This is a genomic window from Tatumella sp. UBA2305 (assembly GCF_002345795.1).
In the GTDB taxonomy this organism is placed as follows: Bacteria; Pseudomonadota; Gammaproteobacteria; order Enterobacterales; family Enterobacteriaceae; genus Tatumella; species Tatumella morbirosei.
Genome location: NZ_DDVT01000003.1, coordinates 142964 through 157444 on the forward strand (window position 1 = coordinate 142964; position 14481 = coordinate 157444).

General features: G+C 51.3%; 10 protein-coding genes. 3 read left to right on the forward strand and 7 right to left on the reverse strand.

Translation table 11 applies throughout. From position 1 onward, the window contains the following. Positions 1-64: 64 nt before the first annotated feature. The 7 genes from glgA to B3Z23_RS01990 all read right to left on the reverse strand — a co-directional run bounded on the left by glgA (position 65) and on the right by B3Z23_RS01990 (position 11174). Positions 65-1513, reverse strand: coding sequence for a glycogen synthase GlgA (glgA, locus tag B3Z23_RS01960; RefSeq protein ID WP_294900858.1), 1449 nt, complete (start codon positions 1511-1513; stop codon positions 65-67). A gap of 75 nt (positions 1514-1588) precedes the next feature. Continuing rightward, positions 1589-2866, reverse strand: a complete 1278-nt coding sequence (gene glgC / locus B3Z23_RS01965) for a glucose-1-phosphate adenylyltransferase (protein ID WP_294900861.1) — start codon at positions 2864-2866, stop codon at positions 1589-1591. Then, positions 2863-4881, reverse strand: coding sequence for a glycogen debranching protein GlgX (gene glgX, locus B3Z23_RS01970; protein ID WP_294900864.1), 2019 nt, complete (start codon positions 4879-4881; stop codon positions 2863-2865). The genes glgC and glgX overlap by 4 nt, the downstream gene beginning before the upstream one ends. After that, positions 4881-7067, reverse strand: a complete 2187-nt coding sequence (gene glgB / locus B3Z23_RS01975) for a 1,4-alpha-glucan branching protein GlgB (protein ID WP_294900867.1) — start codon at positions 7065-7067, stop codon at positions 4881-4883. The genes glgX and glgB overlap by 1 nt, the downstream gene beginning before the upstream one ends. Positions 7068-7563: 496 nt before the next feature. Then, positions 7564-8526 carry a sugar-binding transcriptional regulator gene (locus B3Z23_RS01980; protein ID WP_294900870.1) on the reverse strand — a complete coding sequence of 321 codons (963 nt, stop codon included), beginning with the start codon at positions 8524-8526 and terminating at the stop codon, positions 7564-7566. Positions 8527-8652: 126 nt separating this feature from the next. Continuing rightward, entirely contained in the window at positions 8653-9423 is a 771-nt protein-coding gene (locus tag B3Z23_RS01985; RefSeq protein WP_294900873.1) for a triose-phosphate isomerase family protein, read from the reverse strand. Then, on the reverse strand, positions 9414-11174 hold the full coding sequence (locus B3Z23_RS01990; protein WP_294900876.1) for a dihydroxyacetone kinase family protein: 1761 nt from the start codon (positions 11172-11174) through the stop codon (positions 9414-9416). Before B3Z23_RS01990 ends, B3Z23_RS01985 begins: the two co-directional genes overlap by 10 nt. 333 nt (positions 11175-11507) lie before the next feature. Between B3Z23_RS01990 and B3Z23_RS01995 the strand changes: the two genes are divergently transcribed. The 3 genes from B3Z23_RS01995 (at position 11508) to B3Z23_RS02005 (ending at position 14461) form a co-directional block, all read left to right on the forward strand. Continuing rightward, complete coding sequence (locus tag B3Z23_RS01995; RefSeq protein WP_294900879.1) at positions 11508-11987, forward strand: RpiB/LacA/LacB family sugar-phosphate isomerase; 480 nt, start codon at positions 11508-11510, stop codon at positions 11985-11987. A gap of 119 nt (positions 11988-12106) precedes the next feature. Then, the gene (locus tag B3Z23_RS02000; protein ID WP_294900882.1) at positions 12107-12958 is read left to right on the forward strand and encodes a sugar phosphate isomerase/epimerase family protein; all 852 of its coding nucleotides are present in this window, start codon (positions 12107-12109) and stop codon (positions 12956-12958) included. A 186-nt stretch (positions 12959-13144) separates the two neighbouring features. Then, the gene (locus B3Z23_RS02005) at positions 13145-14461 is read left to right on the forward strand and encodes an MFS transporter (RefSeq protein WP_294900885.1); all 1317 of its coding nucleotides are present in this window, start codon (positions 13145-13147) and stop codon (positions 14459-14461) included. The last annotated feature ends 20 nt before the right edge of the window (positions 14462-14481 follow it).

Consider the following 14481-nt stretch of genomic DNA (forward strand, 5'->3'; position numbering starts at 1 on the left):
GTTGTATTCCTTAATGCTGGTGTGCAGTTTCACAAATCAAACAGGTAAAGGTCGCCGCTAACCGTCATTGAAATTCTGTGCCGGTTAAACGCTGATAAAGCTGCTGGTAGACTCGTGCAGCAACCGACCAGCTAAAATCCTGACGCATTGCATGGCGCTGAACGTTGCGCCAGTGGCGTGGGCGGTTCCACAACACAAAAGCACGGCGGATGGCATTACTGATGGCCTTACCGTTACTCTCCTCAAACACAAAACCACTGGCCGTGTTATCCGCCAGATTTTCGATAGCACAATCCACCACAGTATCCGCCAGACCACCGGTACGTCTGACCAGAGGGAGAGTGCCGTATTTCAGTCCGTATAACTGGGTCAGTCCGCAGGGTTCAAAACGACTGGGGACCATAATCACATCTGCCCCGGCCATAATCCGGTGTGAAAAAGCCTCGTGATAGCCCAGTTGCACCCCGACCTGACCAGGGTGTTCCGCCGCCGCCGCCAGAAATGCCTGCTGTAGAGGTACGTCACCAGCGCCCAGCAATACCAGTTGCCCGCCCTGGGAAAGTAACTCCGGTAATCCTTCCAGCACCAGATCTAATCCTTTCTGGCTGGTCAGCCGGCTGACTACTGCAAACAGTAGCCGTGAACTGTCAGTGTCCAGCCCCATCGTCCGTTGCAGCGATGTTTTATTTTGCGTCTTAGACTGCAAATGCTCAGCGTTGTAGCGCGCGGTGAGCAATGGGTCATTATCCGGGTCCCAGATATCCTCATCCACACCATTCAGAATCCCGGTCAGCCGGCCCTGGGACTGACGCTCTGAGAGCAGAGATTCCATCCCATAACCAAATTCAGGTCGGGTTATCTCCCGCGCATAGGTCGGGCTGACTGTCGTTATATGGTCTGAATAAAACAGACCGGCTTTCAGAAATGAGATCTGCCCGTAAAATTCCAGACCATGCATCCTGAAGAAATCATCCGGTAGCCACAACTGATGTAAATGATGAGCATAAAACAGCCCCTGATAGGCCAGATTATGTACCGTGAACACGGTCTTTACCGGGTACCCGCGCGCCGCAATATAGGCAGAGGCCAGTCCGGCATGCCAGTCATGGGAGTGCACCACTTCAGGTCGCCATAAATAATCAGCCCCACATGCCAGTTCACAGGCCACCCAGCCAAGCACTCCAAAACGCAGATGGTTATCACCATAGGCATTTAACGACTGATCATGGTACGGACTGCCCGGCCGGTCATACAAACCGGGCGCATCAATAATATAGATGCCCACCCCCTGAAAAGTGCCGTAGCGCAATTCAACATATCCGGCAAAGGTATCAATACCCGTGACCCGGTGGGTTTCTCCCAGCCCTTTTTTGATATCCGGAAAGCCCGGAATCAGGACACGAACATCGTCACCACCGGCAATCTGTGCCGCAGGTAATGCCCCGGCAACATCAGCCAGACCACCGGTTTTGAGCAGAGGAAACAGCTCGGAACAAACATGTAATATTCGCATTTGAGCTCCTGATTTGTCTCGCGTCAGCCAATCCGCATGGCGCGTTGTACAGTAATCCGGCGGGCACACCGCGCGTTATAATTTTTCCAGCATTCTGCGGGTGACCAGCACAATACCGCTTTCCGTGCGGTAAAAACGGCGACTGTCTTCTTCGGCATTCTCACCGATAACCATGCCTTCCGGGATCTGACAGGCGCGATCAATAATGCAATGGCGCAGACGACAGGATCGGCCAATCACAACATCAGGTAACAGGATGCTGGTATCAATATTGCAAAATGAGTTGATCCGGACACGTGAAAATAAAACCGAATTCACCACTTCCGATCCGGAAACAACACATCCCCCGGAGACCAGCGAATTCAGCGTCATTCCATGCCGGCCGGAACGATCCTGAACAAATTTTGCCGGTGGCAGAGGTTCCATATGGGTGCGGATCGGCCAGTGACTGTCATACATATCCAGCTCTGGTGTCACAGAGGCCAGATCGAGGTTTGCCCGCCAGTAAGCGTCCAGCGTACCGACATCACGCCAGTAAGGCGGCAGATCATCGCTGGATGTCACACAAGAGAGACTAAAAGAATGCGCCCGGGCTTTACCTTCCCGCGTAATAAGCGGGATGATATCTTTGCCAAAATCATGGCTGGATTGTTCATCTGCCATATCCTGTTCCAGTAAGCGGAACAGATAAGCGGCATTAAAAATATAGATCCCCATACTGGCCAGCGATTTATCCGGCTGTCCGGGAATACCTGGCGGATCTGCTGGTTTTTCAAGAAAAGACAGGATCTGACCGTCCTGCGCGACATCCATAATACCGAAGGCACCCGCCTCCTGCCGCGGGACTTCAATACAGGCCACGGTGCACTCTCCGCCTTTCTCTACGTGGTCAATCAGCATCCGGGAGTAATCCATTTTGTAGATATGGTCCCCTGCCAGCACCACTATATATTCCGCACGGTAGCGGCGGATAATATCCAGATTCTGGCAGATGGCATCTGCCGTGCCTCTGTACCAGTGACCGGAACTTTGCCGTTGTTGTGCCGGCAACAAATCGACAAATTCATTCATCTCTTCATTCAGGAAGGACCAGCCACGCTGAATATGCTGTACCAACGTATGTGACTGATATTGAGTGATCACCCCGATTCGTCGAATCCCTGAGTTCAGACAGTTTGACAGGGCAAAATCGATGATACGGAATTTGCCGCCAAAGTGGACTGCCGGCTTGGCACGGGTCGCTGTCAGCCCCTGTAATCTTGACCCTTTACCACCGGCCAGAATCAGTGCGACTGATTTTCCCGGTAACTGCCGGGCCAGCATCATGCGATCATTCATCTCTAATGTAGTCATGGCTGAATCCTTCCTGGTGTTATTGGTAGATCCCGGGTGAATACACAGACTGTTTTTGCCATAGACCGACAGGATAAGCCGTCAGCGAGGGTACGGAGAGGATTATCAAAGGGTGCAACGGCATGCCAGCTACCCGTGGGTAATGTCATATCGACGTCATTAAGCGAGGCATTGACCACCATTAACCAGCGGTCAGATAAACATATTTGCAGACACTGCAATCCGGGTTGCAGCCACTGATCTGTCGTCATTGGTTGTCCGTGACTGTTAAGCCATACCACATCCCCGGAACCTTCTGCCCACCAGCGATTAAGCGTGATCGCCGGAATTTTTTTTCTTAAGCTAATCAGATCACTCACATAGTCAGCCAGTGCGTAATCAGCCTGTTGCCAGTTGAGCCAGCTCAACCGGTTATCCTGACAATAGGCATTATTATTTCCCTGCTGGCTATGGCCGATTTCATCTCCGGCCAACAGCATCGGTGTCCCCTGGGATAGCAGCAAGGTTGCCAGTAACGCCCGCTGACTGAGACGCCGTTGAACAATAACGCTGTCACTGGCCTCAGGCCCCTCAGCCCCATGATTCTGGCTGTAATTATCATCATGACCGTCACGGTTGTTTTCACCGTTAGCATGATTATGTTTGTGGTTAAAACTGACTAAATCCTGCAGGGTAAAACCATCATGCGCCGTAATCATATTGATGGTCGCATTCGGCAACCGGCCTGTGTGCCGGAACAAAGACGCAGATGCGGAAAGTTTTCCGGCGAAATCCCCGATTGTCAGCGTCCCGTGCAACCAAAATTTTCGCATCCCATCCCGCCACTGGTCGTTCCACTCGGCGAAAGGTGCCGGGAAATTCCCAAGCTGATAACCGCCGGGGCCTATATCCCAGGGTTCGGCAATCAGTTTGCAACGGCTCAACAACGGATCGGTGGTGATTGCCCGCAGCATTGGCGAGTCACTACGAAACTCCGGGATGCGTCCCAGCAGCGGTGCCAGGTCAAAACGAAAACCATCAATATGAAACTGTTCGACCCAGTAACGCAGGCATGACAATACCCAGCCAACCACATCGTTATCTGTCAGCCGCATCGAATTTCCACAACCGGTGACATTATTATTCGTGCCATCAGCATTCAGCCAGTACCAGCTGGTGTTGTCTAAGCCACGCTGCGAGAGTGTCGGGCCATCGATATCCAGTTCAGCGGTATGGTTAAACACCACATCCAGGATCACTTCAATCCCCGCCTGATGCAGAGCTTTCACCGCCGTTTTTAGTTCTTTTGCTGCAGAACTCCCCTGTCGATGGGTGGCATAAAGTGGTTCCGGTGACCAGGCCGCCAGCAGGTTATAGCCCCAATAATTGTGCAATCCCCTGTGCTGCAACCGGGGCTCATCACAATGCTGAGCAACCGGCAACAGTTCTATTGCAGTAACACCCAACTTTTTGAAATGAGCCAGCATGGCAGGATGGGCGAGAGCCAGATAAGTCCCACGGATATCTTCGGGAATCTGCGGATGAAGCATACTCAGACCACGCACATGGGCCTCATAAATAACGGTCTGCCCCCACGGAGTCAGCAGAGGGGTATCGTCTTCCCAGTCAAAATGTTCGTCGGTGACCACGGATTTGGGGACCCGGTAGGCGGTATCCACCGGTTCGGGCTGGTGTATGCCGCTATTGAGATGGGCATCATCATTCAGTGAGCCTTCCAGCGCCCGGGCACTGGGGTCAATCAGCAGTTTCTGGCCGTTAAACCGCAGACCACGTACCGGGTCAAACGTGCCGTAAGCACGATAACCATAGCGCTGACCGGCTTTAGCCTCCGGCAAAAATCCATGCCACAGATTGCCGGTGCGGGCTGGCATCTCCAGTCTTTGTTCGTTGTTTTTACTGTCAAACAGGCATAGCTCTATTTTCTCTGCGGCTGCCGAGAAAACGCAGAAATTTACCCCGTTGTCCTGCAGGCTGGCACCAAAAGGATAAGGTTTGCCCGGCAACAGTACGCTCATTACATCGCCTCCCGCCACAGATACAACGTGGCCAGTGGGGGCAGTAGCAGTGAAAGCGAATATTCGCGCTGATGCATCGGTTCATCAGTCGTGATGACCTCTCCCTGATTACCGAGGTTGCTGCCACGGTAATAGACAGAATCGGTATTGATCACTTCATGGTAGCGCCCGGGGTCTGCCACACCAATGCGATAGTCATAACGGACTACCGGGGTGAAGTTGCTGACCACCAACATCTCATTACCTTCGTTATCCCGACGGACAAAAGCAAAAACCGAATTTTCACTATCATCCACCACCAACCATTCGAAGCCTCGCGGATCGAAGTCCAGCTGATACATCGCCGGATGTCCGGTGTAACAGTGATTCAGGTCACGCACCAGTGACTGAACGCCTTTATGCCAGCCTGCCGGCTCCTCCAACAGGTGCCAGTCCAGGCTCTGGTTCACATTCCATTCCCGGCCCTGCGCAAATTCACTGCCCATAAACAGTAACTTTTTACCCGGATGTGCCCACATATAACCGAAGTAAGCTCGCAGAGTGGCGAATTTTTGCCAGCAATCACCGGGCATTTTATCCAGTAATGAACCTTTACCATGTACCACTTCGTCATGGGACAGCGGCAACATAAAATTTTCGGTATAGGCATAGGCCATACCGAAGGTCATCAGATTGTGGTGATACTTGCGATATGCCGGATCCATTTGCATATAGCGCAATGAATCATTCATCCAGCCCATGTTCCATTTGTAATGAAAGCCCAGCCCATTGTGTTCCGGCGGCAGAGTGACTCCCTGGTAGTCGGTGGATTCTTCGGCCATAGTTATTGCCCCACGGGCTTCACTGCCGATGGTATGGTTGGTATAACGCAGAAAAGCGATAGCTTCGAGATTTTCACGACCACCATAATAATTTGGCAACCACTCTCCGTCCGGACGACTGTAATCGCGATAAATCATGGAGGAAACAGCGTCGACCCGCAGACCATCTATCCCATAGCGTTCGAGCCAGTACAGAGCGTTCCCGGCCAGATAGTTACGTACTTCGTTGCGGCCAAAATTATAAACCAGCGTGTTCCAGTCGCGGTGAAACCCTTCCCGGGGGTCAGCATATTCATACAGTGCCGTGCCATCAAATTGCACCAGACCGTGTGAATCAAAAGGAAAATGTCCCGGTACCCAGTCCAGGATAACGTTCAGACCGGCTTCGTGAGCAGCATTAATAAACGCTTTAAACTCATCAGGTGAACCATAACGCCGGGTCGGAGAGTAGATACTGAGTGCCTGATACCCCCAGCTGCCATCAAACGGATGTTCGCTGACCGGCATCAACTCAATATGGGTAAACCCCATCCATTTGGCATAAGAAACCAGTTGTTCGGCCAGTTCCCCATAACTCAGCCAGTAATTATTGTCGGTATGACGACGCCAGGATCCCAGGTGAACCTCATAGACGGAGACCGGCGAGGTCAGTGCATTTGCCTGGCGACGCTGCTCAGAAACGGGGGATTTTTCCGGTAACCGACGAACCAGTGATGCCGTTTCCGGCCGCATTTGGGTTTCCAGAGCGTAAGGGTCGGCACGCAGAGTGGTATTCCCATGACAGTCAATAATCTCGAATTTATATAACTGCCCTTCCTGTACCGCCGGAATAAACAATTCCCAGATACCATTTTCCCGGCGCAACCGCATTGGATGACGGCGGCCATCCCAAAAGTTGAATTCTCCGACGACGGAGACCCGCTGTGCATTCGGGGCCCATACGGCGAAGGTGACGCCCGGTACCTCATCGTAGACCGTCGGGTGGGCACCGAGCACTTCGTAAGGACGCAGATGGTTACCTTCGGCCAGCCACCAGGCATCCATATCCTGAATCAGGGTGCCAAAACGGTAGGGATCATCGAGCAGATGAGTATCATCGCCCCAGCGAACCTCCAGCTGATAACGAAACATTTTTTTTCGGCGCGGAATCACTCCAATAAATACCCCACCGTCATCGTAACGCTGGAGTTCAGCCACCCGGCTTTGTTTTTTGGAGTCGAGAACCCACACCTGATCGGCATCGGGTAACAAGGCACGCACTTCTACACTGGCCGCCACCAAATGCATTCCCAAAAACGAAAATGGATCGGCATAGTGCCCGGAGATGATCTGACGAATAACCTGCTGGTCAGGGACTACTGGCATAGCGTTCATCCTTTGATAATTAAATCAGCTATTCAAAAATCAGTCTGTCGGCCCGGGCCAGTTTCCCTGTTGCCGGAAAGTCTTCCTGACATTGGCCGATGAACAGATAATCCAAAAGAATCGCCTTTTGCAGCATTCTGTTAACAAATATCAGCAAAAACACCACTCTCCCGGACCTCCGACAACAATCCTGTTTGTGCCGGAAATCACCGCTTACACAGTTAATCATAGACAAGGATTGGTAAAACCAACGCCAGATCGCGAAGAAAGTTAAGTAAAGATTTTGTTAGCACTTTTGGCCAAAAAAACCGGCCGCAGTGAATAAAAAGATCAGGAAAAACGCCCGGATCAAATGTCTGGCACCGGAAGGGGTTTTATCGGTAAAACAAAATAAGAGGTCGTGACAAAGAAGGAATATACAGCAGGCAGTGTCACTGGCACTGCCTCAGGTAACCGCCTGACGGTCTGCATTTCCCTGACTGTGCATGTCGGGGAATTACTGACTCATACTGAGTATTGATCGCACATTACGTGCACTGGTGGCAATAATGTCAATGGCTCCGGTGCGCAATGCCCCCATGATGGCCATTGCTTTGGTATTTTCTGAAGCGATCGCAATAACGCATGGGATCTGTCGGAGTTCTTCGACATTCAGACCTATCACCCGGTTATCCATGACTGTATTGACATGTTCGCCGCGGGCATTAAAAAAGTCATATCCGGCAATATCCCCGATCACCCCCTGGGTCAGGCTGGCATCGTTAATTTCCTGCGGGGTGAACCAACCCAGTTTGACCATATAGCTATCTTCATTCATGTCGCCAATACCGACCAGAGCAATATCCGCTTTACGGCCGCGATCCAAAGTCTCTTTGATTGTACCGTTTTGCAACAATAACTCTTTAATCTGTATGTTTTCGACATACGCCGGGGCGTAAAGCGATTCGCTACTGCCACCAAACTTTTTCGATAATAAACGACTGATATGGTCAGCGTTGATGATATCCCCCGGTCGATGTGTGCCGCCAATACCACAAATAAACCGACAATCTTTTGGCTGTATAGTCCCTGATGATTCAGCAACAGCAGCAACATTACGCCCCTGCCCGACAGCAACCACCATGTTGTCTTTCAGTACATTATTAAGATGTGCTGAGACCAGAGCGGCGACCTGACGTCGTTGTTCTTCTTCATCATTATGATCCAGGGCGATCAGGGCCCGGGTCACAGGAAAACGCTCTTTGAGCTGTTTTTCAAGCTGAGTACTAAAAACCGGATGGTAGCGGACGTTAATTTCAACAATCCCCTCCTCTTTAGCTTTTTTCAGCAATCTTCCGACTTTGATCCGTGAGAAACCGAACTTATTGGCAATTTCTTCCTGAGTCACTTCGTCGCAGTAATAAGCGACTGCGATTTCGGTCAGTAATTCATAATCCCTGGACATTCCTGATTTTTCCATCCGCCAGTTTCTCCATTCAACAAAAGTGTTTAAAGGGTGAACATATGCGTGAAGTATAACAGAGATGCTGCGCTTTCAGGCAACGAAAGCGCAGTGCGTCGGTGTACAAAGCCGCGACCATAGTGATTAGTTTTTGCCAAGAATTTTCCCTGCTTCTGCCAGAATCTCACCGAAGGCAGAAGGCTGATGCGCAAAACGTCCCAGGAAAATACCGTCTACATCCGGCCATAACCGACTGAGCAACCCGGGACCGGCACTGCCACCATAAATGACCTGACACTGACGGCCATATTGCTCATGAAGATGGCTGCGTAGTGTTTTACAGACATAACGAATATAGCCATCACTGGCTGGCTTTTCGGCACCGATTGCCCACTGAGGTTCCCAGGCAAAAATAGTCGCCGGCAAAGGCTCACTGACAAAAGCTACCAGCAGTTCATCGACCTGCTGAATCGCGATGTCTGCGGCCTGTTGTGGACTGACCTCCTGCTCCTCACCAATACAAATGACCGGCGTTAACTGACTGGCGAAAGCCCGGGCAATTTTTTGCTGAATAAGTTCAGTGGTTTCAGCAAAGTAACGGCGGCGTTCGGCATGACCGATTTCGGCATAACGTCCCCCCATCTCACTGACCATTTCTGACGAATTCTCGCCGGTCCATGCCCCCTGAGGTGCGCCACAGATGTTCTGCGCACCGGTCGCCATTGGCGTACCCAAGAAACATTGCAGCGCACTTTCCAGTGCGGGGGTGGCAGGGAAAGTAAACAACTCCAGCTGTGCCAGCAGTTCCGGCGACTGATGTTGTAAAATTTCCGCCACCTGGCGACACCACTGGCGGGTTTGCTGGTAACCAAAATAGGTTTTATGGCTGGTGCCAATCACCATATTTACTGACATACCTGCTCCCCTTGTCGGGCATTTTGATGCTTATGACTCAGGTGTTTATCGACTGTCGCAATCATCAATGCCAGAGACACAGCACCCGCATCTGGTGTTCCGACACTCCGCTCAGCCAGCGGACGGGCACGGCCAATTTTTGGCACCAGTTGGGCCGTTTCAGCGGCACTCTTTTCTGCCACCAGAGCAGCTTTGTGCCAGGCATCCGCCAGAGTAAGACCTTCCGCCGCAGCACTGTCCAAAGCTTCACTGAATGGCAACAGCACATCCACCAGCGTTTTGTCACCGGGTTTCGCCTTACCGAAATGCATCACCCCGTGGTTAGCCTGTACCACCCCTTTGGCTACACTGGTGACGGTCGGTTTTTCACTATTACCCAGTGTTGTTCCCAGCGTATTCAGAATCACCCCCCAGATAGCTCCGGAGGTTCCGCCCGCATCATCAGACCAGGCATCCGCCGCTGTCTGTAACAGGAACCCAACCCCTGCGCCCTGATCAAGCACCTGGTTTGCCGCTTTGCAGGCGGCGACCACACCGCGCAGCATTCCGATACCATGGTCACCATCACCGGCAATGGCATCAATCTGGCCCAGTTCGTCGCATTTTTCAGTCAACAGGGTTTCCAGCGCATTCAGGATAACCATGGTGTTTGCCGCGGCGGCTTTAGCCTCTTCCGTCGCTTCAGGAATTTTTACTTCACCGGATTGTTGTAACTGTACCGGATCCAAAGGTTCATGTGGCAGAACTGAACCCCGGCTGAAAGCCGGAGTGGTTGCCGGTGCCAGCCACAGTTCCTCTAAATCCCCTTCGAACCAGACAAAACTCACCGAGAACCCGGCCATATCGAAACTGGTGACAAATTCACCAATCTGAATATCAATCAGTTCCACACCAGCATTTTCGAGCAGGGGCTGTATATCATTCCATAAGACAAATAATTCTTCGTATTTTACCGAACCCAGGCCATTAATAATGACACCTAACCGGGCTCCCGGGGTCTGTGGAATGCTTTCAGGGCGTTCTTCCAATAGTTTGGTCGCCAGTTTTGAGGCTATTTCATGGGAAGAACTGACTGGCAGTTCACTGATACCAGGTTCGCCATGAATCCCCAGGCCAAAGCCCATTTTTCCTTCCGGCACAGTAAATAACGGCTGTTCCGCCCCGGGGAATTTACAACCTGAAAATGCCAGGCCCAGAGTTCGGGTATTATCGTTGGCATGACGAGCCACAGCCAGGACTTCAGCCAGTGAGTCACCACGTTCTGCAGCCGCCGCCGCCGTTTTAAATACGACCAAATCGCCGGCAACCCCACGGCGCTTGGTTCTTTCGGCAAGAGGTGCACTGGAAATATCATCGGTGACCGGCATCACTTCGCACGGAATACCCTCTGCGCGCAGGCGTTCGCACGCCAGACCAAAATGTAGTACGTCCCCGGCGTAGTTACCAAACATCAGCAGCACACCGCCACCGTTGTTAGCCGCACGGGCCACTGAACAGATCTGTTGCGCTGAAGGTGACGCAAACAGATTGCCCATTGCTGCACCATGAGCCAGCCCCTGCCCTACCAGACCGGCAAATGCCGGGTAATGTCCGGAACCTCCGCCGACGACGACGGCAACACTGCCTGGTTTGCTTTTGGTATTACGCACAACACCGCCGGGAACCTGACGCACCATAGAGGAATGAGCGTTTACAAATCCTGCGACCATCTCTTTAGCAAAATCTGAGGGGCGGTTAAAAATCCAGGTCATGTTTGTTTCTCCACAAAATTTGACATTTCCAAGCCCGGTAACCAGCAACTGGCATGTTTTGAAACCATCACCCCCTGAAGCTAGCAGAAGCCACCACCCAATCAAATGTTCATAATATGATTTTGTGAGCGGAGTCTTAAATTCGTAAAATGCCCCACAAACTGCCTTTCACACACTTTTTTCCCACTTTTTTCCCTGCTATTACTAATATCATTAGTTCATTCATTGAACTTTAGTACAATAATAGTTCTCAATGTTAAGCCCGGAACCATCACATGAACAACATCCGAGCATAAGTTCAATGAATACGTTATCAGTCATGAGGAAAGAGAAATGCTGAAACTTGCTATCGGCGCAGACAATGCCGCCACCGATCTAAAAAACCTGGTGAAAAAAAACCTGGCAGAACGCGGTATCGAAGTGACTGACTTCAGCCACGATATCGAGGGTAACGATCAAATGTACCCGGACATTGCCTTCAACCTGGCCACGGCTATCCGTGAAGGGACTTTCGAGCGAGGTATTTTGTTCTGTGGTACCGGGATTGGGATGGCCATTGTGGCCAATAAAGTGCCGGGCATTCGTGCCGCGCAATGTCATGATGTTTATTCGGCAGAACGTGCCCGTAAAAGTAATAACGCACAGATTATGACGCTGGGCGCCCGGGTCATCGGTAGTGAACTGGCATTGATGCTGGTGGATACCTGGCTGAACTCTGAATTCGAAGCCGGACGTTCAGGACCAAAAGTAGAGCGTATTGGATACTACGAAACTCTGTTGCACCCTGCCGGGACCGGGCGGATTGAAAAATAAACCACAGATGCAGTCGCAGCGAACTTATCTCTGAACTCACTGCATCAGGTCACAGTCAGCGCACCAGCGGGTATCACTCTCTCCCGCTGATGTGCACCGTTCATTAAGGAGTCCACTATATGAGTAAACTCATTGTTGGCGTAAATACGGCAATGTTCGATGGTATTGAGCCTGATATCGCTTTCGGCACTATCCGCGAATCAGGTTTCCGCTATGTAGAACTGGCCTATAACCAGGGCTACGTAGGACATATGCCTCCGGAATTATTTTCCGAAGATAATGCCCGTGAAATCCGCCGGTTGCTGGATAAGCATCAATTGCTGACCCACTCACTGGGAGCCACCATGAACTTCGGTGCTACCGATGCTGTGGAGCAATTTACCCGCCGCATTCGTTTTGCCGGAATGATTGGAGCAAAATGGATCAATGTCTGTGTCGGTAAAAAAGAAGATCGGCAGAACATTATCAGCAACCTGCGTGAACTGGCACCAATAGCGGAGCAGGAAAACTGCATTATTTGTCTGGAAAACGGTGGGGACCCTAATTATGACGTGTTCCGTCTGGCTGATGACGGCGCCGCACTGGTCGAGGCCGTAGGCAGCCCTGCTGTATCGGTTAACGTTGATGCCGGTAATATCGTGTCACTGATTCCGGAAGTCGATCCCATTCAGGCAGCCATAGAGATGCTGCCGCTGGCCGCTCACTGTCACCTGAAAGACCTTGAAGTACGCGACGGCGAAGTGTGGTTTACCCCCATAGGCCAGGGCCAACTCGACTACGTTCCTATGCTTAAACTACTGGAACAACGTGGAATCCCTTGCAGCCTGGAAATACCATTGCGTATGCATCGCCAACGCGACAGTTATCCGCTGCGGGGTGATTCTCCGGTCGATCCGGCCATCAGTCTGACGGTGCTGCAGCAATCACGTCAGCAACTGGAAAGCTGGCTGGGTTATTCACTGAGCAACTAGCTGTCCCGGGGATTGCCTCCCGGCGGCACACTTCTGTTCTGGTAGTAAGCCTGGCAGTTAATTATCTGTTTACGCTGGCTGACTGAAAAAACAATAAAAAGACCTAACCAAAGTTCACAGCAGAGTTGAATTCAAACTCTTTGACCCCTGCTGTTATTCCAAAATGATTAAAACTGAAGGTTAATTATGTCTGACTCTACACTGACTCCTGCAAATAATCATAAGCCCACACGTTTTCGCTGGATAATGTTTGGCGCTATGTTCTTTTTACTCGCGGTAAACCTGATGGACCGTATTACTCTGTCGATTGGTATGCCCTATATTAAAGACGAATTCTCACTCTCCCCGGCCATGCAAGGGTTGATACTCAGCAGTTTCTTTTGGTCATATGCATTATTACAAATTCCCGGCGGCTGGATGCTTGACCGTTTCGGCCCACGTAAGGTGGTGACCGGGGCGTTGTTTGGCTGGGGATTCTTCCAGACCATTATCGGTTTTGCCACCGGCGGTATCAGCATGATTCTGGCCCGTATCGGCCTGGGAATGATGGAAGCCCCGGTCTCCCCCAGTGGCGCGAAACTAAGCTCCACCTGGCTTACCCAAAACGAACGAGGACGCGGTGCGGTCATCATGGATTCCGGCAGCCCACTCGGTGTGGCTTTTGGCGGTATTATTGTCGCCCACCTGATTGTGTTACTGGACTCCTGGCGAGTGACTTTCGTCGTGGTAGGACTGTTCACCATGCTGCTGGGGTTCTTCGCATGGAGAATCATCCGGGATCGCCCGGAATGGCATCCGAAAGTAAACCAGCAGGAACTTGATGTTATCAAAGCAGGTAATCTGACTGACGCCACAGACACCGACGAACAACCTACCAAAGGCCTGGGGATTAGCTGGCTGACGATGATCGCCATTATGATCGGTCGTGCCTCCTGGGGCATGGTGTATTGGGGGCTACTGACCTGGGGGCCCAGTTATCTGGCTCAGGCCCAGGGGCTGGAACTGGCGGCTATTGGCAATTCAACGTTCCTGATCTTTATTTCCGGAACCGTCGGCTGTTTGTTCAGCGGATTCTTTACTGACTTTTTGGTAAAAAAAGGGGTCAGCCATGGCGTTGCTCTGAAGGGAATGTTATCACTGGCGGGTATTGTCTGCCTGGGCGCTCTGTATGCCTTATCTTCCATTACTGACCCACAAAAAGCGGTCATGTTACTGGCGGTCGCTGCATTCTTTCTGACTTTTGGCAGCTTATACTGGAGCTTTCCTGCGATTCTTGCACCAAAAGACCGTGTAGGTATGGTCGGCGGATTAATGAATATGGCTAACAGTGTTGCCGGTATCCTGGTACCGATTCTGGTGGGGGTTATCCTGCAGACCACCGGCAGTTACGAAAGTGTTTTAGTCTATTTTGCGATATGTGCAGGATGCTATACACTGGGAACGTTATGTATTAATTTTAATAAACTTCCGGTAACCGGAAAACAATTATCGTTCCAGAAATAATCTTCGGTTGCCGGCGGACA

Coding starts and splice junctions, on each gene's coding strand:
- glgA (WP_294900858.1), bottom strand. CDS start 1,513: ATGCGAATATTACATGTTTGTTCCGAGCTGTTTCCTCTGCTCAAAACC.
- glgC (WP_294900861.1), bottom strand. CDS start 2,866: ATGACTACATTAGAGATGAATGATCGCATGATGCTGGCCCGGCAGTTA.
- glgX (WP_294900864.1), bottom strand. CDS start 4,881: ATGAGCGTACTGTTGCCGGGCAAACCTTATCCTTTTGGTGCCAGCCTG.
- glgB (WP_294900867.1), bottom strand. CDS start 7,067: ATGCCAGTAGTCCCTGACCAGCAGGTTATTCGTCAGATCATCTCCGGG.
- B3Z23_RS01980 (WP_294900870.1), bottom strand. CDS start 8,526: ATGGAAAAATCAGGAATGTCCAGGGATTATGAATTACTGACCGAAATC.
- B3Z23_RS01985 (WP_294900873.1), bottom strand. CDS start 9,423: ATGTCAGTAAATATGGTGATTGGCACCAGCCATAAAACCTATTTTGGT.
- B3Z23_RS01990 (WP_294900876.1), bottom strand. CDS start 11,174: ATGACCTGGATTTTTAACCGCCCCTCAGATTTTGCTAAAGAGATGGTC.
- B3Z23_RS01995 (WP_294900879.1), top strand. CDS start 11,508: ATGCTGAAACTTGCTATCGGCGCAGACAATGCCGCCACCGATCTAAAA.
- B3Z23_RS02000 (WP_294900882.1), top strand. CDS start 12,107: ATGAGTAAACTCATTGTTGGCGTAAATACGGCAATGTTCGATGGTATT.
- B3Z23_RS02005 (WP_294900885.1), top strand. CDS start 13,145: ATGTCTGACTCTACACTGACTCCTGCAAATAATCATAAGCCCACACGT.